The 835-nt window shown below is 59.8% G+C and carries 1 protein-coding gene; it reads left to right on the top strand.

What is annotated here, in order from left to right; translation table 11 throughout:
- Nucleotides 1–17: 17 nt before the first annotated feature.
- Nucleotides 18–835: apurinic/apyrimidinic endonuclease family protein (locus AWU74_RS06485; protein ID WP_498067488.1), on the top strand; the 818-nt coding region annotated here is incomplete at its 3' end.

Raw genomic sequence — 835 nt, 5'->3', positions numbered from 1 at the left:
TTACCAACCCGCGCTTCATGAACGGCGCGGCGACGAACCCCGACTTTGCGGTGGTGGCGCACGCGGCGAATCAGGTGAAGCACGCAATAGACGGCACGATTAAGCTGGGCGGGCAGGGTTACACGTTCTGGGGCGGACGCGAGGGCTATATGTCGCTCCTCAACACCAACCAGAAGCGCGAAAAAGAGCACCTCGCCACGTTTTTGACTATTGCCCGCGATTACGGGCGCAAGCAGGGCTTTACGGGCTGCTTTTATATAGAGCCGAAGCCTATGGAGCCGACGAAGCACCAGTACGACTTTGACAGCGAGACGGTTATCGGCTTTCTGAAGGCGCACGGGCTGGACAAGGATTTCAAGCTGAACATCGAGGCGAACCATGCGGAGCTTGCGGGGCACGATTTTTTTCACGAACTGCAGACCTGCGTCGACAGCGACATGCTCGGCTCGGTGGACGCGAACCGCGGCGACCCGCAGAACGGCTGGGATACCGACCAGTTCCCGACCAGCGTCTACGAGACGACGACGGCGATGATGGCTATCCTGCGAATGGGTGGCTTCAAGACAGGCGGGCTGAACTTTGACGCGAAGATTCGCCGCAACTCTATTGACCCGGAGGACTTGTTCATAGCGCATATCAGCGGAATGGACGCGTTTGCCTACGGGCTTGAAAAAGCCGCGGCGATTCGGGCTGACGGGCGAATCCGCGAACTGCGGAAGAAGCGCTATGCTTCCTTTGACTCGGGCGACGGCGCGAAGTTCGAGAAAGGCGGACTGACGCTGGAGCAGACGGCGAGCCTTGCGAAGGACTACGGCAAAACCGGCTGGACGAGCGG

This window comes from Treponema endosymbiont of Eucomonympha sp. (genome assembly GCF_001028545.1).
Note: the sequence above shows the minus strand (reverse complement) of the source record. Positions and strands in the feature narration are given on the sequence as shown.